This is a genomic window from Antrihabitans stalagmiti, from assembly GCF_016482825.1.
Classification (GTDB): domain Bacteria; phylum Actinomycetota; class Actinomycetes; order Mycobacteriales; family Mycobacteriaceae; genus Antrihabitans; species Antrihabitans stalagmiti.
In genome coordinates, this window is sequence record NZ_JAEMNV010000008.1 from 65,576 (window position 1) to 85,817 (window position 20,242).

At 62.8% G+C, this 20,242-nt stretch carries 16 protein-coding genes and 1 tRNA gene; 4 read left to right on the forward strand and 13 right to left on the reverse strand.

Going from position 1 to position 20,242, the window contains the following annotated elements:
- Positions 1 to 8: 8 nt before the first annotated feature.
- The 6 genes from JGU71_RS22190 to JGU71_RS22215 form a co-directional block, all read right to left on the reverse strand.
- Positions 9 to 722, reverse strand: a complete 714-nt coding sequence (locus tag JGU71_RS22190) for an ABC transporter ATP-binding protein (protein WP_199706923.1) — start codon at positions 720 to 722, stop codon at positions 9 to 11.
- 52 nt (positions 723 to 774) lie between these two features.
- Entirely contained in the window at positions 775 to 1,734 is a 960-nt protein-coding gene (locus JGU71_RS22195) for an ABC transporter ATP-binding protein (RefSeq protein ID WP_199706659.1), read from the reverse strand.
- Positions 1,731 to 2,969 carry a branched-chain amino acid ABC transporter permease gene (locus JGU71_RS22200; protein ID WP_199706661.1) on the reverse strand — a complete coding sequence of 413 codons (1,239 nt, stop codon included), beginning with the start codon at positions 2,967 to 2,969 and terminating at the stop codon, positions 1,731 to 1,733. The genes JGU71_RS22195 and JGU71_RS22200 overlap by 4 nt, the downstream gene beginning before the upstream one ends.
- On the reverse strand, positions 2,966 to 4,003 hold the full coding sequence (locus tag JGU71_RS22205; RefSeq protein ID WP_199706663.1) for a branched-chain amino acid ABC transporter permease: 1,038 nt from the start codon (positions 4,001 to 4,003) through the stop codon (positions 2,966 to 2,968). The genes JGU71_RS22200 and JGU71_RS22205 overlap by 4 nt, the downstream gene beginning before the upstream one ends.
- Positions 4,004 to 4,102: 99 nt before the next feature.
- A complete protein-coding gene (locus JGU71_RS22210) occupies positions 4,103 to 5,338 on the reverse strand; it encodes a branched-chain amino acid ABC transporter substrate-binding protein (RefSeq protein WP_199706665.1) in 1,236 nt (411 codons plus the stop codon).
- A gap of 184 nt (positions 5,339 to 5,522) precedes the next feature.
- Positions 5,523 to 6,125: an ANTAR domain-containing response regulator gene (locus JGU71_RS22215; RefSeq protein ID WP_199706667.1), complete on the reverse strand. Its 603-nt coding sequence runs from the start codon at positions 6,123 to 6,125 to the stop codon at positions 5,523 to 5,525.
- Between the two features lie 129 nt (positions 6,126 to 6,254).
- On the opposite strand from JGU71_RS22215, the gene JGU71_RS22220 reads away from it, so the two are divergent.
- Together JGU71_RS22220 and JGU71_RS29975 are read left to right on the forward strand one after the other, a co-directional pair.
- Positions 6,255 to 6,328, forward strand: a tRNA-Leu gene (locus tag JGU71_RS22220).
- A 358-nt stretch (positions 6,329 to 6,686) separates the two neighbouring features.
- Complete coding sequence (locus JGU71_RS29975; RefSeq protein WP_233529924.1) at positions 6,687 to 6,848, forward strand: hypothetical protein; 162 nt, start codon at positions 6,687 to 6,689, stop codon at positions 6,846 to 6,848.
- Here JGU71_RS29975 and JGU71_RS30430 read toward each other — a convergent pair.
- The gene (locus tag JGU71_RS30430) at positions 6,839 to 8,578 is read right to left on the reverse strand and encodes a serine/threonine-protein kinase PknH/PknJ (RefSeq protein ID WP_199706669.1); all 1,740 of its coding nucleotides are present in this window, start codon (positions 8,576 to 8,578) and stop codon (positions 6,839 to 6,841) included. The genes JGU71_RS29975 and JGU71_RS30430 overlap by 10 nt on opposite strands.
- Before the next feature lie 170 nt (positions 8,579 to 8,748).
- On the opposite strand from JGU71_RS30430, the gene JGU71_RS22235 reads away from it, so the two are divergent.
- On the forward strand, positions 8,749 to 11,838 hold the full coding sequence (locus JGU71_RS22235; protein WP_199706671.1) for an FAD-dependent oxidoreductase: 3,090 nt from the start codon (positions 8,749 to 8,751) through the stop codon (positions 11,836 to 11,838).
- On the opposite strand, the gene JGU71_RS30435 is transcribed toward JGU71_RS22235, so the two are convergent.
- The 5 genes from JGU71_RS30435 to JGU71_RS22260 all read right to left on the reverse strand — a co-directional run bounded on the left by JGU71_RS30435 (position 11,818) and on the right by JGU71_RS22260 (position 17,331).
- Positions 11,818 to 12,741 (reverse strand): FHA domain-containing protein, encoded by a 924-nt coding sequence (locus JGU71_RS30435; protein ID WP_199706673.1) that lies wholly within the window; start codon positions 12,739 to 12,741, stop codon positions 11,818 to 11,820. The genes JGU71_RS22235 and JGU71_RS30435 overlap by 21 nt on opposite strands.
- Positions 12,742 to 13,328: 587 nt before the next feature.
- Positions 13,329 to 14,324 (reverse strand): LLM class F420-dependent oxidoreductase, encoded by a 996-nt coding sequence (locus JGU71_RS22245; protein WP_199706675.1) that lies wholly within the window; start codon positions 14,322 to 14,324, stop codon positions 13,329 to 13,331.
- Between the two features lie 3 nt (positions 14,325 to 14,327).
- Positions 14,328 to 15,842 (reverse strand): catalase, encoded by a 1,515-nt coding sequence (locus tag JGU71_RS22250; RefSeq protein WP_307829769.1) that lies wholly within the window; start codon positions 15,840 to 15,842, stop codon positions 14,328 to 14,330.
- Positions 15,843 to 15,927: 85 nt separating this feature from the next.
- Positions 15,928 to 16,845 carry an NADP-dependent oxidoreductase gene (locus tag JGU71_RS22255; RefSeq protein WP_307829770.1) on the reverse strand — a complete coding sequence of 306 codons (918 nt, stop codon included), beginning with the start codon at positions 16,843 to 16,845 and terminating at the stop codon, positions 15,928 to 15,930.
- 75 nt (positions 16,846 to 16,920) lie between these two features.
- Positions 16,921 to 17,331, reverse strand: coding sequence for an STAS domain-containing protein (locus JGU71_RS22260; protein ID WP_199706677.1), 411 nt, complete (start codon positions 17,329 to 17,331; stop codon positions 16,921 to 16,923).
- 159 nt (positions 17,332 to 17,490) lie between these two features.
- Here JGU71_RS22260 and JGU71_RS22265 point away from each other — a divergent pair, with 159 nt between their 5' ends.
- A complete protein-coding gene (locus tag JGU71_RS22265; protein ID WP_199706679.1) occupies positions 17,491 to 18,801 on the forward strand; it encodes a DUF222 domain-containing protein in 1,311 nt (436 codons plus the stop codon).
- A gap of 13 nt (positions 18,802 to 18,814) precedes the next feature.
- Here the strand turns inward: JGU71_RS22265 and JGU71_RS22270 are convergent, their stop codons facing one another.
- The gene (locus JGU71_RS22270) at positions 18,815 to 20,233 is read right to left on the reverse strand and encodes an MFS transporter (RefSeq protein ID WP_199706681.1); all 1,419 of its coding nucleotides are present in this window, start codon (positions 20,231 to 20,233) and stop codon (positions 18,815 to 18,817) included.
- Between the last annotated feature and the right edge of the window lie 9 nt (positions 20,234 to 20,242).

A 20,242-nucleotide genomic window follows, 5' to 3' on the forward strand; every position in this document is an offset into this window, starting at 1 on the left:
AAACAATCCTAGCCGACGCCCAGGTACGCAGCCTTGATCGACGGATCGGCAAGCAACTCTTTGCCGGTGCCTTCTTTCGTGACGTCGCCGGTTTCGAGGATGTACGCGCGGTCGGTGCGCGTAAGTGCCTGTTGGGCGTTCTGCTCGACCAGCAGGATCGTTGTTCCCGCAGCGTTGATTTCGGCGATGATGCGGAAAATCTGCTGAATGATCATGGGCGCCAACCCCATCGAGGGTTCGTCCAGCAGCAGCAACCGGGGCCGAGCCATCAGCGAACGGCCGATGGCGACCATCTGCTGCTCGCCGCCCGACAACGTGCCACCGACCTGGGTGCGCCGCTCGAGGAGGCGGGGAAAGAGTTCGAAAACACGGTCGAGCGTCTCCTTGTAGGCGGCCTTGTTCTCGAACTTGCGCGAGTAATGACCCATGTCGAGGTTTTCCTGCACCGTCATGCCGGGAAACACGCCACGACCTTCCGGCGACTGCACGATGCCGGCCTTGACCCGCTCGTGCGCCTTCATGTGCGTGATGTCTTGTCCGTCGAAGACGATCCTGCCGCGGGTCAACGGCAGCAGTCCCGACAGCGCACGCATGGTCGTCGACTTGCCTGCACCGTTCGCACCGAGCAGGGTGACCAGCTCGCCGTGCTCGACCCGCAGCGAAATGCCATGCAGTGCTTGGATCCTGCCGTAGTTGACGACCATGTCGTGCACTTCGAGCATGGGGCTGTTCGACGCAGGCGTCGACCCCTTCTGGAGGTCCAGTTCTGGTCTTCTATGCCGTGACATCGTCGGGCACCCCTAGGTAGGCGGCAATAACGGCCGGGTTGTCGCGAATCTCCGCGGGCGCGCCCTCGGCGATCTTCTTGCCGAATTCGAGTACGACGATTCGGTCGGTCACACCCATGACGAGACGCATGTCGTGCTCGATGAGCAGCACGGTGAAGCCGTCGTCCCTGATCTTGCGAATCAGGTCCATAAGCGACGCTTTCTCGCTCGGGTTGAAGCCTGCGGCGGGCTCGTCGAGGCACAGCAGCTTCGGTTCCGTCGCGAGTGCGCGGGCGATTTCCAGACGTCGCTGATCACCGTAGGAGAGGTTCTTCGCCTTCTCGACCGCGCGGGGCGCGATGCCGACGAACTCGAGCAGAGCCATACCGCGTGTGATGGCGTCGCGTTCCTCACGACGGTGTCGCGCGGTCCGGAAGATCGCGCCGAACACCGAAGTCCTGTGTCGCGCATCGGTTCCGACGACCACATTCTCCAGCGCGGTCATCTCGCTGAACAACCGGATGTTCTGGAATGTCCGCGCGATACCGAGACGTGTGATCGCGTTGCGCTTGGTCTTCGTCAGCGGTTTGCCGTCGAAATACACGGTCCCCGATGTCGGTCGGTAGACGCCGCTGATCGCGTTGAAGCACGTCGTCTTGCCCGCGCCGTTGGGACCGATCAGACCGAGGATTTCGCCGCGGCGGATTTCGAAACTCACCGCGTCGAGTGCAACGAGACCGCCGAACCGGACCGTCAGATCCTCTGTCCGCAGCAGTGCCTCACCGATCTCGGTATCGATAGCGCGGTCCGTCGCAACGGCTTCGGCGACTGCTTCGGGATCGGCGAGATCAGGATTGATCTGCGTGACGTCGACGGTACCGGCCGACTCGACCGGCACGTCGGGATCGATCTCGGCAGCCATGTCCTCATTACCGAACAAGGCGTCGCCGGGGCCCGGTGTCGTCATTTTGCGCCTCCGATCTGGTCGGCGGGTTTGCGAACGGCACCGTAGATCGTCCGGCCGTAGGCAAGCAATTTCTGCCGTGCCGGGAACAGCCCCTGCGGCCGGAAGATCATCAACGCGACGAGCGCAAGTCCGAAGAACAGGTACTTGTAGTCGCCCAGTTTCTGGTCGCCGACCTCGACCGACATCGCCCTGTTGGGCAGGTAGACGATGATGAACGCGCCGACGATGACACCGATCTTGTTGCCCTGGCCGCCGATCACAACCATGCACAGGAACAGCATCGAGTTGATGATGTTGAAGCCGGTCGGGTTGATGAACTGCACCTGACCTGCGTACAGCGCGCCAGACAGACCGCCGATGGCGGCGCCGATGGTGAAGGCCCACAGCTTGAACTTGAAGGTCGGCACGCCCATGATCTCGGCGACGTCCTCGTCTTCACGTATCGCGACCCAGGCACGCCCGACGCGACTCCGCTCGAGGTTGCCGACCAGCAGCAGAACGATCACGACGAGCACCATGCCGACCCAGAACCACCACACACCTGCGTTGATACCGCTGCCGGTGTTGCCTGCGGAGAAGATGCCATACGGATTTTCCGCGGTTTCGCCGATGTGCGGGTACGCGGTCTGCGGCAGTCCCTGACCACCGTTGGTGACCTCTTTTAGGTTGTCCGCGAGCAAGCGCACGATCTCGCCGAACCCCAGCGTCACGATGGCAAGGTAGTCACCGCGCAGGCGCAGCGTCGGGGTCCCGAGGATGAGACCGGTGAGCGCGGTGATCGCGACTGCAAGTGGCAGGCAGGATAGCCAGGCCCAGTCTTCGCTGAAGAAGCCGCTTTCCGACGACTGATTCCACGGACTGCTCGGACTGGTCAGCAGTCCCACCGTGTACGCGCCGACAGCGTAGAAGCCGACGTAGCCGAGGTCGAGCAGACCGGTCTGTCCGACAACGACATTCAGCCCGATCGCGATCAACGCATACATCGCGAACTGCGCCATCACACCCGAGAACGAGGTGCCCGGAGTGTCGAGCAACGGCGGTGGAAAGACAGGGATGATCGCGATGATCGCCAGGACCGGCACGCCGACGAGCCACTGCATCGGCCGCGACAAACCGTTCCACCAGGTTCGAAGCGCATCGCCGACACCGTGTTTCGGCCGTTCGGGTGCGATCGGCAGTTCCGGTGGGGCTGCAGGCGGCGGCGTTGTCGAGCCGCCTTTTTCCAACGACGTCATACCCGGGCCCTCCCTAGACTCTCGCCGAGAATGCCGGTCGGGCGGAACATCAGCACCAGAATCAGCAATACGAAGGCCACAACATCCCGCCATTCGGTTCCGAACAGGACCTGACCGTAATTCTCCATCAAACCGAGCAGCAGACCACCGAGCAGCGCACCGCGAAGGTTACCGATACCGCCGAGGACTGCCGCGGCGAACGCCTTGATACCGAGGATGAATCCGCCGTTGAAGATGATGCCCGACGGAATTTTCAGGGTGTAGAGCAGCGCGGCCGCGCCTGCGAGAACGCCGCCGAGCAGGAAGGTGAACATGATGATCTTTTCCCGCGAGATGCCCATCAGGGTCGCGGTATTCGGATCCTGGGCGACGGCGCGAATGCCGCGGCCGAACTTGGTCTGATTGATCAGCAGATCGGTGAAGACGGTCAACACGATCGCGGAGAAGATGATCACGATGGTCACGTTCGTCACCGACGCGGACCCGATCTTGAACACCTCGACCTGCTGAACAAGCTTGATCGGCTGCTGGGCGTTGGTACCACCGAGGCCGGGCTTGATCTTCGGCAGCACGTAGTGGACGAATTCCTGCAGCACGAACGACATGCCGATCGCGGTGATCAGGAAGACGAGCGGTTTGGCTCCCCGTTTTCGCAGGGGTCGGTAGGCGACTCGTTCGAGGGCGACAGCCGCACCACCCGACACAGCCATACCGAAGATCATTGCGAGACCGAGGAATACGACCGTCATGGCCAGACCCTCTTTGTACACGTTGCCGCTCGGCGCGAAGCCGAGCAGTTCGAGCGCCACGTACTGACCGAACATGCCGAGCATGAAGATCTCGGAGTGCGCGAAGTTGATCAGGCGCAGAACGCCGTAGACGAGTGTGTAGCCGATTGCCACAAGGGCGTAGATCGCGCCGTAGGCCAGACCGTCGACCGTCAACTGCCAGAAGCTCTTTGCGAGCCCCGATACGTTGAAGTCGACCGAACTGGCGAAGATGCTCGCCGTGTCGGTGAATGAGGTCGCGATCATAGGTCTCTTTCGAAGTGTGAGGGTGCAACGTCGCGACAGCGCAGCCGGGCCCCTGCGTGGTGCAGGAGCCCGACTGCGCGGTCAGGAGTAGATCTCTTCTCAGCCGACCTTGTAGATCTCGATCAGGGCATTTGCCAACTCGCCCTTGTCGTTCCACTGGTAACGCTTGCCGACACCCTGGCCGTCGTAGGCCTTGACGAAGGCGAGCATGCCAGCGCGATCCTTCACGCCGGAGTCGATTGCCTTCAGCATGATCGTGGTCAGGTCGTAGCCCTCGACGGAGTAGACGCCGGGATCCTGGCCGTTGAGCGCGTTGTACTTCGTGACGAAGTCCTCGGGACCCGGAACACACGGGCACGTCAGGATTGCGTCCTTGGCGGCTTCGCCCGCCTGCTTGACGAACTCGGGGTCGTTCGTTCCGTCGCCGGAGCTGAACGTTGCCGTGACGCCGCCCTCACGCAGCTGCGTGACGAATGGTGCGGCCTCGGCGTAGTAGCCCGAGTACCAGATTGCGTCCGGCTCTTCGCCCTTGATCTGCGAGACCGTTGCCGAGAAGTCCTTCTGTCCCGACTTCACGCTTGCGGAGCATGCCGCGTCAGCAGCCTCGCCCAAGCTCTCGGTGACAACCTTCGCGAGGCCGACGCCGTAGTCGGTGTCGTCCTGAATGACGCAGACCTTCTTGGCGCCGAGCTGTCCGGTGAGGTACTTCGCGACGACAGCACCCTGGCTGTTGTCGTTGCCGAGGCCACGGAAGAAGGTGGTCCAACCCTTTTCGGTGAGCGACGGGTTGGTTGCCGACGCCGTGAGGAACGGCAGGCCGGCCTGGTTGAACTGAGCGCCGGTCGCGTTCGTCTCACCCGAGAAGGCGGGGCCGAGCAGACCGATGATGCTGGCGTCGGACGTGATCGGTCCGGCAACCTGCGTCGCCTTCTGCGGATCGCCCTCTGTGTCGAACTGCTTGATTTCGACCTGGCACTCCGGGTTCGCCTTGTTGTGCTCGTCGAGCGCGAGCTTGGCACCCATAAGAATGTTCTGGCCGAGTGCTGCGTTGGCACCCGTCAATGCGCCGGCCATGGCCAGCACAGCGTTGGAGCAGGTGGCCTTTCCGTCGCCGGCTGGATCCGCGGCTTCGCTCGCACTGCTGGACTCGACCTCTTTGCCTTCGGAATCGAGCAATACCTGTGGCTTGATGGTCAGACCGGACGCCGACGAAGATCCGGACGTTCCGCTGCTGTCCGTTGATCCACTGTCCGACGACTTGTCGCTACAGCCCGCCAATGCCAACGCGGCCGCGACCCCAATGACCAACGCGCCCCTCGCTGTACGACGATGCACGTTCCACCTCCGAGTTCTTTTGCTCCCCGGCGACACCGGAGGGGCCGACTGCGCCAGCCCGCAGAGAACTTAACCCCGCTGGGTTACCTACGCATCACATTGGGCTCAAATCGGTCACATTCAGTTCATTCGGGGCATCCGTACGGTGAACATCTGCTCCGACGAAAATATGTGCGGCGAGAACCTAGTCCGACTTCAGGTTGTCCAGGACGACCTCGGCGACGGCCTTCATCGTGGTGCGCCGGTCCATCGCAGTCCGCTGGATCCACTTGAAGGCCTGCGGCTCCGACAGCCCCTGCGTCTTCATCAACACACCCTTGGCCCGTTCGACGAGCTTGCGGGTCTCGAGACGATCCGACAGATCGGCCACTTCGCGCTCGAGCGCAGTGATCTCCCAGAACCGGCTCGCTGCGAGTTCGATAGCCGGAACGAGGTCCGACTTCGAGAACGGTTTCACCAGATACGCCATTGCGCCCGCGTCACGAGCACGCTCGACGAGATCGCGCTGGCTGAATGCGGTCAAGATCACCACGGGTGCAATTCGCTTGGTCGCGATTTCGGCCGCGGCATCGATCCCGTCGCGGCGCGGCATCTTCACATCCATGATCACGAGGTCGGGCTTGTGCTCGATCGTCAGATCGACAGCCTGCTGACCGTCGCCGGCCTCGCCGACAACCTCGTACCCCTCTTCGGACAACATCTCGACCAGGTCCATCCTGATCAGGGCCTCGTCCTCGGCCACGACCACTCGACGTGGTCCGGTTCCCCCTGCTGCAGGTGCGCTCATGAGCACTTGTCCCCTCTGATCGGCAAAACGGGCGACACCCGAGTTGAAACGCAAGGGTACCGGTGCGAGCGCGTCGAAGCCCATTCTCTAGAGTGGTGTCTCGCGCCGCTGCACCACCGGCGACGCAACGCCCTCGTATCCCAATTGGCAGAGGAAACGGATTCAAAACCCGTCCAGTGTGAGTTCGAGTCTCACCGAGGGCACTCAGCAACACCTCACGCACAGTGGGCCTAGGCGCCCAACATTCGTCGAAATATGCGGGATCCCGCCGAAATCATCGAATCTTGGTTGCTCAGGCCCATTTCTTTGGGTATCCCGATCCCATGACCCACACGTTCTCCGCAGATTCGGCCGCTCAGGCACCCGAAACCTGGTCGCTGGTTTCCGAGCCTGCCCGCTGGCCCGAGTGGGCGCCACATATCCGCGGTGCGTGGGGGCTCGGCTCCCCCGAGGTGCAGCAGGGACGCCGCGGCGCCGCTCGAGTCCTGTGGGTTGGTACCGATCCCGGCGGTCATCTCCGACAAGACGGAAGGTCGTTCGTGGACCTGGCAGGTCGGGCCGATGACACTGGCTCACGACGTGACGCCGCTGCCGACCGGGTCGAGAATCACGATGTCGATCTCAGCACCCGGCCCGCTGGAGACCGTGCTTGCTGCTACATACGGCCCAGTCGTCCAGTTGTTGGTTCGACGGCTGGCAAAGGTTGCCGAAGCTCAGCCTTGAGCTTTCGCCAGTATCGCTGCGACGATGTCCTGCGACTTGTCTCCGACGTCGATGTCGCCGCATACGACGGCTTCGGCGACGACGTTCGACCACGCTCCCATGGTGTGCTGGCACGTGTAGCCGGCGAACTCGGCAGGGGGAACCGTCCGGTTCTGCACGATCGAACCGTCCTGGCTGACAACGTCGGCCAGGGTCACGCTGGTCGTTCCGGTCTGGCCGGTGTAGTCGACGGGTCCCGACGCGCAGGCTTGCCATTGTTGTTTCGAGTTGTCGACGATCTTGGTCGCTGCCGAGGCCGACGGCAGGAGCGCAACAGATTGGTCGACGACGTAGTACACGGAGCTGGATTCGGGTGTCTGCGAGACACTTTGCCGCAGCGCCGTGTAGCCGCTGCCGTCGTAGACCTTCTTTTCGAGCGGATAGATGGCGCCGACACATTCGGGACGGCTGAAGTCTGCCGACGCGTCCAGCAGCGTCGACGCCGTCTGCGGATCGTCCAGCGCCTGCCCGGTCAACGACGCGAGCTGCGGCTGATCGGCAAGCAGCGCTGCCACTTTCGACGGTTGCACAAGCGATGAATCGACCGCCGCTGCGGGACCGGCAGCACTCGAACTGCTTGCTGCGACAGTGTCACCCGAATCGGAGTTCGACGAACCCTGCGTGAGCACAACGCCGACCGCAATCGCCACTGCGACAACGACTGCCGCAGCGGCGGCGAGGAGCCAGACTCGTCGACGCCCGGCGCCAGCGGCCGGGGCCGGACCTGTGTTCGGCGGTGGCGGTGGTAGCGACCCAGCTGGTGCTACGTAGGCCGGAACCGGCTGCCCCGCAGGCGGATTACCGCCGACGGGACCGATCATCGTCTCGTGGTCGGTCCGTGGCTGCGCCTCGACGGCGGCATTGAGCGCCTGCGCGAACTCGGAGCACGACCCGTAACGATCGTCGGGGTTCTTCGCCATGCCCTTGGAGATAACCGCATCCAACGCAGCCAGATCGGGCCTGGTGTCACCCATTCGCGGCGGCGGCGACGATAGATGGTTGCTGATGATGACAGCCGCATTGGAGTTGTCGAAAGGTGGCTTGCCGGTGAGCAGATGGAAGGCGGTCGTCGCGAGGGCATACTGATCTGCTGCCCCGTCCATCGTCCGCCCCATCAACTGCTCGGGCGCGGCATAGGAGATCGACCCGACCGTCATGTTGGTTGCAGTCAGACCGTTGGCATCGTCGATTCGTCGAGCAATACCGAAGTCGGACAGTAGCGTTCGACGTCGTTTCGATTCCGGGTCGGAATCGCTGAGCAAGATGTTGGCAGGCTTCACATCGCGGTGCAGAAGACCTCGCTCGTGCGCATGATCGAGCGCATCGGCGACGGCGCTGACGATCTCAGCACCGAAACGTGTCGGTACGCCGGCCGGAAAGCGCGTTCGCAGCAGGACGGCGGCGTCGGTCCCCTCGACGTAGTCCATCGTGATCCACAGCTGACCTTCGAACTCGCCACGATCGTGCACGGCAACGATGTGCGGATGCCACATCGAGGCAGCCAGATCCGCTTCGCGGATGAAGCGCTGGCGGTACTCGGAATCGGCCGTGAGCGTGGACGGCAAGATCTTCAAAGCTTCGCGGCGCGGCAGCCTGGGATGTTCCACCAAATAGACTTCGCCCATCCCGCCCGCGCCCAACTGACGCACGATCGTGAAACCTGCGAATTCGGAACCGGGAGCCAGCGGCATGCGCGAAAGTGTACAACCAAGGTCGGGTGCGGACCGCTGATCACAGGGACTTTCCGCGTCCGCCCGCGCTCCCGGAATGTCCGAATCCCTATCCCACTGTTAGCGCGCCCGAATGGTCTTCTCACGCGTACGATTAGCGCGCATTCCGGCATGAGAGAGCGAGCGCTGCCATGGACCCGAACCAGGTTGTCATCGAAATTCGGGAGTGGGGGCGGCGTCCTCGCCGGGTGGCATCGAGCGGGTCACTCACGTTCGGCCGCGACTGCGCCGGTGAGAATCTTGCCGATACCGAGGTGTCGCGCGAGCACCTGCGGATAGTGCCGAGCCCGACCGCGTTGTCCGTCGTCGATCTCGGTAGCCGCAACGGAACCACACTCAACGGAGTGCGGATGTCCGGACGTGCCGAACTCGCGGCGGGTGATGTTCTGCGCCTTGGCCGTACCGAACTGATCGTCGTATCGGTCCCGGCGTCGCGCGGAGCCGAACCGGCCGGAGCGCCCGCTTCCGATCACGACTCGACCCGGCTCGGGGTCATGGTCGCCGCTCCCCCGCCGCCACGAGCCGACGTCGTCCCGTCCCGCAGAATCGTCCTCGCCGAACGTGTGCTCGGCATCGACCCGACCGGCGAGCGGGAACTGTTCCCCGCCTACACCGATCTGCCCAAGAGAATTCCGCTGCCCGTGTGGCAAGCGCTTCGAGTGGTCAGCATCGGGAGCTTCCTCACGGTGATCGTGTTGCTGTTCGTGCGTCCCGCGGCCGGCCTTTTTCTGTTCTTCGGCGTGATCGTTCCGGTACTCCCCGCGCTGTTTCTCGTCGCACCCGGGTTGTGGCGCAACATCTGTCCACTTGCGGCGACGAACCAGATCCCGCGTGTATTCGGCTTCACGCGAGCGTTGAATCCACCGGATTGGCTACGAAATCGTGGCTATCTCGTCGCGATGGCGTTGTTCTTCGGCATCGCCGGTTCCCGGCTCGCGGGTCTCGATCAGAGCGGCGCCGCGACCGGGGTCGTGCTCGTCTTGGTCGCGACGGTCGCGTTCACCGGTGGACTTGTCTTCAAAGGCAAGAGTGGGTGGTGCAGCAGCATCTGCCCGCTGTTTCCGCTGCAGCGTGCCTACGCGCAGACGCCCTACATCACCGTCCCGAACAGTCACTGTCCGTCGTGCGTCGGCTGCGCAAAGAACTGCTACGACTTCAAACCGCGCGCCGCGTACCAGGCGGACCTGGTCGACGACGACCGCGGCTGGACTTCACAGCGCAAGCTTTTCGTCGCGGCGCTGCCCGGCTTCATCCTCGGATTCTTCACCGCCGTAGGCCAACCCGATATCGCTGCGTTGGAGCGGTACGGTCTGCTGGCGCTGTTCGTCCTCGTCAGTGTCGGGTCGTACTTCGCGATCGAAGCCGTGTCCCCATTGAGCCCGGCGATGGTGGCGGTCTCCTACGCGGCAGCGGCGCTCAACATCTTCTACTGGTTCGGCGGACCCGTGGTTGTGAGCTCGCTCGCCGAGATCACCGGCATCGAAATTCCTTGGCTGCGTTGGCTGATCAGCGCTGCGGTGGCGGTGGTGACCCTTGTGTGGATCGCTCGCACCAGGGTCAGCGAACTGCAGTTCGCGTGGGTGTCCGGTACCCGAAAGGACCCCGTTCGACTACTGCCACTCGAACCCGTCGCGGCAGCTTCTACGGAGGCGACCGCGCGAGTTCAGTTCGGCAGCAACGGCGTTCCGGTCGCGGCCGAGTCGGGAACGAGCTTGCTGGAGATCGCCGAGAAGAACAAGCAGCCGATCGAGGCGGGATGCCGGATGGGTGTCTGCGGAGCAGACCCTGTCGCCGTCCTGGACGGTATGTCGTGTCTGTCGGCGCCCGAGCAGGACGAGCAGAACACACTGCGGCGTCTCGGCCTTGCGAAAAATACTCGGATGGCGTGTTGCGCACGGATCTCGTCCGGGACGGTCACGATGTCGCTCACCCCGGAACCAGGTGACGGATCAGGCGACAAGCCAACACGATTCGACCGATCGATCGTCAGTGTCGTCATCGTCGGTGGCGGTATCGCCGCTGTCACCGCAGCCGATTTCGTTCGGCGCGGACACCCCGACTGCGAGATCCACCTCGTCGGCCAGGAATCGCACGCCCTCTACAACCGCATGGGAATCTCGCGGCTCGTCTACGGTCGGTCTGCAATGCAGGGCCTCTACCTGCTTCCCGAACAGTGGTACGACGAACACAGCGTCCACGCGTGGCTGAACACGATGGCGAGACGCATCGATGTTCAGGCTCAGCGCGTTCTGCTCGGCACCGGCGAGTCCCTGCCGTACGACCGCTTGATCCTGGCGATGGGGTCGAGCGCGACCATTCCGCCGACCCCGGGAATCGACCGCGAAGGCAGCTTCGTACTTCGCGAAGCGGGCGACGCGATGGGCATTCGTTCCTACGTGCAGCGCAACGGTTGCCGGTCGGCTGTCGTCGCCGGCGGTGGACTGCTCGGACTCGAAGCTGCGTACTCGCTGCACTTGCTCGGTTTGCAGGTGACGGTGCTGGAACGCGGCGATCGTTTGCTCAGCCGTCAGATCGACCCACGCTGCTCGGAAGTCGTTGCGCAGCATTTCAAGAATCAGGGAATCGAGTTGCTGACCCGTGCGGAGACAGTTCGGGTGGAGGGCAACCCAAGTGTCACTGCGGCGATCCTGAAAGACGGTCGGGAACTGCCCTGCGACGTATTTCTGACGGCCGTCGGCGTCCGCCCCAACGTGGGCCTCGCCCGCGATGCGGGGATTCCGGTCGGCAAGGGTGTGCTTGTGGACGACCGCATGCGTACCCGTACGCGCTGGGTGTACGCGGCAGGAGACGTCGCCGAACACAACGGCCAGGTATGGGGTCTGTGGCCGGTCGCCGTAGAGCAAGCCGAAGCTGCTGCTGTGAACGCACTCGGCGGCGAGATGACTCTGACCGCCGAAACGCCTGCGACGATCCTCAAAGGTGTAGACCTCGAGTTGTTCTCGATCGGCAAGGTGACGCCTGCCGCAACCGACGACGTCATCGTCATCGACCGCCCGGCCCGCATGTCCTATCGGCGCCTTGTGCTTGCGCACGGTCGGGTAGTCGGCGCAACAGTTCTCGGCCACCATCCAGCCGATGTCACAGCGGCACAGAAGGCGGTCAAGGGACGTTTCCAGGTCGACCCAAGCGCGCTGAATGCCTTGCGCGCCGGAGATTGGAGCGGGCTGGCAAACGAAAAGTCAGCTCGCGCCACCCGCTAGGTGTGTCACGGTCCATTCGCCGATCCGTAAGGTCCAGCCCGGGTCGAGTCGCGCAGGGGTTTCGCCGACCTGGGTCCAGTCCTCGGCTCCGGGTGCTGCGATGAAAGTTCCTGCGGGAGTGAGGGCGTCGCGCACGAAGACGTCGCCGCGTTCCACTGTGATGTAGGCGTGCACGCGCGAGATGTACGGGTCGTATTCGACGACGATCGGCGACGCCGTTGCGTTGGCGACGGCCTCGTCCGACAGTGGTGCACGTCCGATGACGTACGGGCGGTCCAACGGATAGACGGCGCCGTCTTTCGTCGACAGCACACTGATCACCGGCGTGGCAGCGGCAGTTTCCTGCGGTGACCGGAACCCCGGCGTATTGCTTGCGCCGGCAGGAATACGCACTGTCGCAACAGTTTCCATATGGCGCGGCGGTTCGGTCGGCAGAGTCGCTCGAACGATCGCGAACCCGCCGCCGGGCACGATTCCTGCCTGCAGATCGGTATGCGGTCGGGGGTACGGCGTCGACCGGTCTGCGGTACGGAGGCCGATTGTCGTCGCGTGGTCGGGCACAGCTTCGACAACGAAGCGCGGACCGTCGTTGCCAACCAGGCTGCGTCCGCCGTCGTTGGTTCGGATATCGGCTGCGACAACGCCTTTGAGCAGAACGATCGCGCCGTCTGCGGTCGGCGCGACGACGCCGAATGCGACTCCGCGAGCTGCTCCGAACGCGACCGGAGCAAGCCGATCGGGCAAACCTGCGCCGGGGTACTGAGTGCGGGCGGCGGAATCCACAGCCCCAAGCAACTGCGCAACGGCTTCGTCGGCGCCGATGGCAAACAACACCACATCGCCGAACCGCGCGATCAAGCCGCTACCGTCGGAAATTCCAACTGTGAATGGTCGTTGCTGCACCGACGGCCGCCCTTCGTTGACTCGCGCTGATCATAATCCGCGCAGCCGAGTCACCGTGGTGGACGTTGCCGACATTCCTCGTAAGTCGCGCCGGAGCGGAAGCAATCGTAGAAACCACTTTGTATGTCACCGGATGTCGGCGGCTCGCCGCACAACACACCGCACCTCAGATAGTTGGGTGCGATCGAGCCGTCCGGGAAACGGCACACATCGGTACAGGTGTAGCCGCGCGCATTCGGATCGATGGGCATCAGATCAGGTGTGTACGCCCAGACCCAAGCATCAGTGCGGGAGACCCTGGTGCAATAGACGGTTCTCCCGTCTGCGGTGTGCGCGACGGCGCCGTGGTCTTGGCAGTAGTTGTTCAAATTGACAAGCGAACCCGGCGGACCCGCAGCGCCAGACCCGCTGTCAGGCGCTGCACCCGCTGGTGCCGCAATCGCAAGGCATGCGCACACTGACAGAACAGCTATGAACAATCGCCGCACGATGTGCGAACGTCTTGGTGCTGGCATGGACGAACCCCCTACCGAACGAGTCCCCAACCCGATGGTTCGAGAGTAGCCCGACTGCCGAGTATTCAGTACCTACTCCGCTTTTGCGGCGGCCCGCAATTTCTCCAAGAGCGGACCCGCCACTTCGTCGAGAAATGCCTCCTGCGACTCGTCGCCGATCTGCACGAGTGCGATGTCGCTGAAACCGGCTTCCCAGTAGGGTCTGACCGACTCGACGATGGCGTCGAGGTCGGGGCCGCAGGCAATGCTGTCCGCGACGTCTTCGGGTCGTACGAATTGTGTTGCGGCGGAGAAGCCCGCGGTTGTGGGGAGATCGGCGTTGACGCTCCAACCTCCGGCGAACCAGCGGAACTGATCGTGGGCTCGGTCGATTGCCTTCTGCTGGTCGGGATCCCAGCAAATCGGAATCTGGCCGATGACCCGCGATTCGGACGGCGATCCGGCCGCCATGTTGCGTACATGGCGCCAACCGTTGACCAGAACCTTCTCCGGCGCGACCGCAATCATGTGGTCGGCGATGGAGGCGAACTTCTCGATCGACTTGTCTCCCGACACCGCGACGGCGATCGGCAAGGGCATGTCCGGCAGGTCCCACAGCCGGGCCGAGTCGACGCGATAGTGCTCGCCCTGCCATTCGACAAGTCCGCCGGCGAGTAACTCGCGAATTATCTGGATCGACTCGACGAGCATGTCCTGCCGTTTGTCGACACCGGGCCAGCCCGCACCGACAACGTGTTCGTTGAGATTCTCGCCGCTACCCAGCCCGAGAGTAAATCGGCCATCGCTGAGAATCTGTAGCGTCGCTGCCTTTTGGGCGACCACCGCTGGGTGATAGCGCATCGTCGGGCACGTCACGTAGGTCATCAACTCGATGTTTTCGGTCGCTTGCGCGACGGCACCGAGAACCGTCCACGCGTAAGGCGAATGCCCCTGCGAGGTAAGCCACGGCGAATAGTGATCGCTACTCACCGCGAAGTCGAAACCGACTTTCTCTGCGCCGACCGCGTAAGTGACCAGTTGTTTCGGACCACTCTGTTCGGTCATGAGCGTGTAGCCGAATCCGGTCATGTGTCAGGCTTTCTGCTGCATACTCGACCGCGCCGAATTGCCCTGTTCGGCGGCCTTCGGATCGAGTTCGTCAGCCTTTGCCCTGACCCCTTCTTCCACCTTGTCGCCCAGCGATTTATCGACATTTCGCCAATACTCGAAGGCCTTCTGCAAAATCGGCTCGGATACTCCGTTGAGCAGGTGGCCGACGATGTTGTCGACGAGTCGACCGCGGGCGGCGTCGTCGAGGACGTCACGAACCAACGTGCCTGCCTGTCCCCAATCATCGTCTTCACTGTGCGAAACGTATGCGCTGCGCCCGATTTCGCCTTCCGAGTACCAGCCTGGGTCGGCAAACCCGTCGGCGTGCGGACCGCCCTTGGTGTTGGGTGCATACACCGGATCGGACACCTTGTCATACCGCATAGCGCCGTCTTTGCTGTAGCTGTTGACGGCCGATGTCGATGCATTTACAGGCAATTGCTTGTAATTGACTCCAATGCGATGCCGGTGGGCGTCGGCATACGCGAACAGTCGAGCGAGCAACATTCGATCGGGACTCGGTCCGATACCGCGGACCAGGTTGTTGGGTTCGAAGGCAGCCTGCTCGATTTCGGTGTGATGATCGGTTGGATTCCGGTTCAACACCATCTTCCCGACGCGCTTCAGCGGATAGTCGCTGTGCGGCCACACCTTGGTCAGGTCGAACGGATTGAATCGATAATTCGCCGCCTCGTCGAACGGCATCAACTGGACGAACAACGTCCAACTCGGATTGTCACCCTTCTGGATGGCTTCGAACAGATCGCGCGTGTGGTAATCGGTATCGGCAGAAGCCATTTGGTCGGCTTCGTCCTGCGTGAACGTCTCGATACCCTGATCGGTCTTGAAGTGGTATTTCACCCAGTGCCGCTCGCCCGCAGCGTTCGTCCACAAATAGGTATGCGAGGTGTAGCCGTTCATGTGCCGCCAGGTCCGCGGAATACCCCGATCCCCCATCAACCACGTCACCTGGTGGGCCGACTCGGGTGACAGCGTCCAGAAATCCCACTGCATATCGTGATCGCGCAAGTTGTTGTCGGCTCGACGCTTCTGCGATCGAATGAAGTGCTGAAATTTCATCGGATCCTTGACGAAGAACACCGGGGTGTTGTTTCCGACCATGTCGTACACGCCTTCCGACGTGTAGAACTTGACGGCGAAGCCGCGCGGATCGCGCCATGTGTCCGGGCTGCCCCGCTCCCCCGCGACGGTCGAAAAGCGTGCCAGCAGATCGGTTTTCGTCCCTGGTGCGAAGACGGCGGCACGAGTGAACTCGCTGACGTCGTCAGTCACTTCGAAATGTCCGAAGGCACCGCTCCCCTTCGCGTGTGGCTGCCGCTCAGGTATGCGCTCGCGGTTGAACTGCGCCATCTGCTCGATCAGATAATGATCCTGCAGCAGGATAGGTCCAGCCGGTCCGACGGTCAGCGAATGCTCGTCACTACCGACCGGAATTCCCGCATCGGTTGTAGTGGTTCCTGCAATGTCACGTGTCACGTTCGCGCTCCTCAATACAAAGTCGTGCTGAGGGCATACCCCAACTGGCCCTCGTCACACCTGCCCCGTCCGATGTCGTCGCGGATCACGCGACGCTGACGACGACTTTCCCCTTCGCATGGCCTACTTCGACCGCGGACATCGCAGCTGCAACATCGTCGAGCGACAGGACGTCTTCGACGTGCGGGTCCAATTTTCCCTCCGCAACGAGATCGGCGACGATGTCGAGGACACGCTGCGTGCGATCGCGCTCGATGACGTGGCCGCCGAGTTCGGCGACGGTCTCGGGATCGCCGGCACTGATCAGCTTATTTCGGTCGGCTACCAGATCGACGACATCTCGCAGGCCTGTTCCGCCTGCGAGATCGAAGATGGCGTCGACACCGTCGGGAAGTAGGTCGGTGATCCGACCAGCGACACCGTCTCCATAGGGAACGAGCGTTGCACCGAGTGACTCGATCAGCGGTCGCTTGTCAGCACCTGCTGTTCCGATGACATTGATCTCGAGGTCCCGCGCGATCTGCGCAGCAGCAACGCCGACACCGCCGCTCACACCATTGATCAGCAGGGTTTGCCCAGCTTCGAGCTGCACCTGCGTCACACCGTCGTATGCGGTCGCGGCTGCAACGGAGAGCGTCGCCGCGTCAGTGAACGAGACCTTGAGGGGTTTATGCGCCGCGGCAATTGCCGGAAGGAGCGTGAACTCGGCAAAGCCGCCGGATCCGGGTGCAACGCTTCCGAACACCTCGTCGCCGACTGCGAACCCGTCCACGTCCTCGCCGATTTCACGGACGACACCCGACACCTCGGAACCGAGCACCTTTGGGAAGTCCGCAGGAGCGGCTGCTCCGTAGGCGCCACTACGAATCTTCCAGTCGACGGGATTGACCCCGGCGGCTCGGACCTCGACCAACAGCTCCCCCGGCAGTGGGGACGGCATCGGAAGGTCGAGAAACTCCTGAACTTCCGGGCCACCGTTGCTGTTGTAACCAAATGCTTTCACTGCTGCAGTCCTCCCAATCGGGTAGATGGATCTTCTACAGCGGTACCCAACCAGCAGGAGCCAAACCAAGGACGGTCAATCGCGACCGGGCGGCGGCAGAGCGTAAGCCGCATCGAATGTCGGCACGAGATCGAGGGATCGGTCCAACCCGGTGACTTCCAGCGGCCGGATGACCGCCCGATTGTTGCCTGTGACAATCCGGAACGGATGACCTCGCGTCGAGCTGCGTTCGGCGAGAGCAACGAGAAGTTCGATGCCCGCCGAACCGAAGAACGTTATTTCGGCGAGGTCTACGAGTACTGCTTTCGGCGACGGAAACTCGGCGAACGTCTCGTCGAATCGTGTGCGGAGATGTCGCTGGGTTGCCATATCGATGTCGCCGACGATGCGGACGACCACCGTGCCGTCCTTCGTGCAGCTCACTTCGACAGAGATCGAATCGGAACCCATCGAGTTGGTCGTCGACTCGTCGTTAGTTGTGGACATCGCGGCGCACCTTCCCGTCTGGACCTTCGTGTTGGAGAAATTGTATGCACCCGGATGACCGCTGACCACCGTTTCGACAGAGAGTCTCGACGGGCATTTTCAGTCGATAGCTGCACGTATTCGCTTGCAGCCCAGCAAGTTATCGGTAGAATAGAACACATGTTCGGGTCGGGGGAAACGCAAGCGGAGGCGGACCGGATAACCGCTTTATGGGCCGAGATGGCGAATGTCGATCGCACACTGAGCGACGCCGAGCAGGCCGATGTGATCCTGGTATTGGAAAAAGTGAAATCAGGCTGCGCAGCACTGCAGGCACGGGTGACCAACCAATTCGCCACGCAACGACGAGCCGAACGCGCCGCACGCGGACTGTCGAAAGCGCAACAGGACATCGGCATCCCGTCCGAAATCGGATTGGCCCGACAATGCTCGCCACACAAAGGCAGCCAACATCTCGGCTTCGCCCGCGCGCTGGTCGAGGAAATGCCGCACACCCTGCGTCAGCTCGAGACGGGTGAGCTGACCGAGTGGCGAGCCACCATCCTGGTCCGCGAAACCGCGTGCCTGAGCAAGGAAGACCGCGGCACCGTCGACCGAGAACTGTGCAGCAACCCCGCCACCCTCGCCGGCAAAGGCGACAATCAGCTCAAAGCTGCCGCGATCGCGTTGGGTGCCGAACTCGACGCCGAATCTATGGTGCGACGAGCCCGCAAAGCCGAAGCCAACCGATGCGTCACCTCACGGCCGGCGCCGGACACCATGGCATATCTGACGGCGTTGCTGCCGATGAAGCAAGCCGTCACCGTCCATACGACGTTGCTGAAGGACGCCGCAGCCGTCGTCGCGGCAGGCGATGAGCGGACCAGAAGTCAGATCATGGCCGACATCCTGGTCGAACGGGTGACCGGGCTGGCAACAGCGTCCGCAGTGCCGGTCACTGTCAACATCGTCATCTCCGACGAAGCGCTGCTGACCACTACTCCATCCGCGGCAGATGTTCCCGGTTACGGACCGATACCCGCGGATCTGGTCAAGCAGTGGCTGCACGACTCCGACGCGATGGTCGAGTTGCGTCGGCTTTATGCGAATCCGACGACGGGGGCGTTGACCGCGATGGAATCGACGTCGCGGTGCTTCCGGAAAGGGTTGCTGCGGATGACCCGATTCCGTGACCGGATCTGCCGCACCCCGTGGTGTGATGCGCAGATCAAGCATGGTGATCACGTCGAATCGGCCGAATCAGGTGGTGCGACGACGCTGCACAATGCTGCCGGCCTGTGCGAAGCCTGCAACTACGCCAAAGAAGCCGACGGCTGGTCGGTGAAACCCGACACCCAGCAGCCCGGCCAACTGCACAGCTACACCATCACCACCCCGACCGGGCATCAGCACCGATCGACAGCACCACCGCTACCGCTTCCACTCACATTGCAGCGCAGCGGAGTCGACAGAGTCGACTCCGCTGCGTGATGTGAAGCTTCGGTTAGTGCTTCGTGCGCAATCCCGACACGGCGACTGCGGCTGCGGTGACGCCGACTGCGACTGCTGCCACCACAAGTGCGTTGCCGAGGCCATCGGTGAACGCTTGGTTAGCGCCGACCTCCGCGACCCGATTGGTGATGGTCGAGGTGAGGACGCTTCCGAAGACTGCGATGCCGATCGCGCCGCCGAGTTCACGAGCCAAGTCGTTCATTGCCGATGCGACGCCCTGCTGATCTGCTGGCAACGATTCGGTCAGAGCACTCGTTGCCGGCGTCATCGCCAGGCCCATACCTGCTCCGAGGATCGGGAGCCCGACGAACAGGACGACGTAGTTGATGTCGGTGCCGAGCGTGCTCAGCGTCAGCATCGCAACGACGATCAGGACGAGACCGAGGACGCAGGTCCGGATGTGGCCCAACTTGCGGGTGACCCGAAAAGCGTTGCGAGACGATCCCATCAGGCCCGCAGCCATCGGCAGCATGCAGATCGCTCCGACGAGCGGGCTGAGGCCGGCGACCGACTGCAGGTACTGCATGATCAGGAACACGAACCCGAAGAACGCTGCGAACTGCATTGCGATCGACAGCGCACTTGTCGAGAAGAGTCGGTTACCGAACAGCCGCGGATCGAGCAGCGGATGCGCCACGCGCAGCTCCCACACGATCGTCACGGCGAGCAGCACGAAACCGAAGGCGAGTCCGAAAACCGTTCGCATGGAACCCCATCCGGCAGTGGGAGCTTCGATGATCGAGAAGATGATCGCGCTGATGCTCAACACGAACAGGACCGCTCCGCCGACATCGATACGGTTCGAACGACCCTCCGAGTTCTCGGGCACGGCACGGGCAACCAGGATTGCAGCGATCACGGCGAGCGCAACATTGAGCCCGAAAACGGAACGCCAGGAGAAGAATTCGAGCAAGGTTCCTGATACGACCAAGCCGAGGACAGCGCTCGCACCCGCAACGCCCGACCAGATTCCTATGGCACGCAGTCGTTCTCGATCCGAGTAGACGGTGGTAATGGTCGACAGCGTCGCGGGCATCACTAGTGCGGCGCCGATACCGAGCAGGCCGCGAAGGCCGATGAGCATCCCGATACTGTCGGTGAACATCGCCAGCAGCGAGGTAACTCCGAAGACGGCGAGTCCGGCGAACAGTGCGAGCCGCCTGCCGTACCGGTCCCCCAGCGCACCGCCGACGAGCAGCAGCGACGCGAAGACCAAGGCGTAGGCATCGACGACCCACGCGATCTGTGTGTGCGACGCGCCCGTGTCGCGGGCCAGATCTGGGATCGCGACATTGAGTGACGTCACCGCCGAAACAACGGTCGCCAGCGATATGCATACGGCCGGTAGCAGCAGCTTCTTCGCTTTGGAACTGGGTTCTGGTTCGGCTTTCGTCGCCAGGTCGATGGCCATCAGGTCTCC

Coding starts and splice junctions, on each gene's coding strand:
- JGU71_RS22190 (WP_199706923.1), bottom strand. CDS start 722: ATGCTCGAAGTGCACGACATGGTCGTCAACTACGGCAGGATCCAAGCA.
- JGU71_RS22195 (WP_199706659.1), bottom strand. CDS start 1,734: ATGACGACACCGGGCCCCGGCGACGCCTTGTTCGGTAATGAGGACATG.
- JGU71_RS22200 (WP_199706661.1), bottom strand. CDS start 2,969: ATGACGTCGTTGGAAAAAGGCGGCTCGACAACGCCGCCGCCTGCAGCC.
- JGU71_RS22205 (WP_199706663.1), bottom strand. CDS start 4,003: ATGATCGCGACCTCATTCACCGACACGGCGAGCATCTTCGCCAGTTCG.
- JGU71_RS22215 (WP_199706667.1), bottom strand. CDS start 6,125: ATGAGCGCACCTGCAGCAGGGGGAACCGGACCACGTCGAGTGGTCGTG.
- JGU71_RS29975 (WP_233529924.1), top strand. CDS start 6,687: ATGACACTGGCTCACGACGTGACGCCGCTGCCGACCGGGTCGAGAATC.
- JGU71_RS30430 (WP_199706669.1), bottom strand. CDS start 8,578: ATGCCGCTGGCTCCCGGTTCCGAATTCGCAGGTTTCACGATCGTGCGT.
- JGU71_RS22235 (WP_199706671.1), top strand. CDS start 8,749: ATGGACCCGAACCAGGTTGTCATCGAAATTCGGGAGTGGGGGCGGCGT.
- JGU71_RS22245 (WP_199706675.1), bottom strand. CDS start 14,324: ATGACCGGATTCGGCTACACGCTCATGACCGAACAGAGTGGTCCGAAA.
- JGU71_RS22260 (WP_199706677.1), bottom strand. CDS start 17,331: ATGTCCACAACTAACGACGAGTCGACGACCAACTCGATGGGTTCCGAT.
- JGU71_RS22265 (WP_199706679.1), top strand. CDS start 17,491: ATGTTCGGGTCGGGGGAAACGCAAGCGGAGGCGGACCGGATAACCGCT.
- JGU71_RS22270 (WP_199706681.1), bottom strand. CDS start 20,233: ATGGCCATCGACCTGGCGACGAAAGCCGAACCAGAACCCAGTTCCAAA.